Source organism: Bradyrhizobium sp. WSM4874 (assembly GCF_055811835.1).
The window spans coordinates 1-896 of record NZ_JBVVPR010000172.1; the positions used below are offsets into that span (position 1 = coordinate 1).

Genomic DNA, 896 nt, shown 5'->3' on the forward strand with positions numbered 1-896 from the left:
GCTCCTGTTGCTCGGCGTACCAGCGCATCCAAGAGTTCGGGTCGTTATAGATCGGATCCATACCATTCATCCTGATGCGTTTAATTCGCAAGAGTGCGCCTGAGGGGCTGGCGAGCGTGGTGTAAAGCGCTGATCCGGCCTAGGATTGGGTTGTAAAGCCAACCCTATCACCTTCAACCGCGAACGCCACGCCCGGCATGACCGATGATACGATTCTGCCATTCTCGTCACAAGCCGTTCACGCCAAGATGTCGTCCACGGCTATCAGCTCAGCAAGACGTGTATGCGCTGCTCATGCTCTGGCTCAAAATCGAAGAGGCAGAAGAAGCGGATGATGATCGGACGTCGGCGCAGCGCTTTCGAGATCAGCAGGCGCGCTGGCGCTAGTCGCACAAGCGTATTTGCGATTGTGCGACGGTCACGCTTGGGTTTCGCAGGAACTTAGCCGGCCGGCTGGTACAGTCTCGGAAAGCATCGATCGACAACAGCCGTGGGAAGGCCGAGCTTCACGGGCGAGCGCGTTGTCGGTGAAACCAAGTAGCCCTTTTCAATGAGCGCGTTGAGGACTGTTCGCGCCTGGCGCTCTTCGTATCCCGTGAGGGTAGGGGCATTTCCCCGCGCATACTCACCGGCCATCACCGCTTCGCGCAGCAAAGGCCAAGAACCCTTCGGCAGCCGTTTTGCGCGGGTTTCCTCCTCGGTCCAGATCTCCATGCGTCTCAACAGTTCTTCCGGCTCCAGGAGCCCGGCCATAAAGTCGATTTGATCGACACACGTCGTCAGAAAGAATGTGCAGAAACCGATAAGCCCCGCCATTGTGAGATTGCCTCGACAGAGCTGGCCCGGCAAATTCGGACAGTAGCTTGAGTGGATTTTCTGCCTGAGAGCGGCGAGGA

General features: G+C 57.7%; 1 pseudogene. It reads right to left on the minus strand.

The annotated features are described in order from the left end of the window. Positions 1-441: 441 nt before the first annotated feature. Positions 442-896 (minus strand): annotated as a pseudogene (locus AC0L3P_RS39885) (hypothetical protein); the annotation flags it as partial.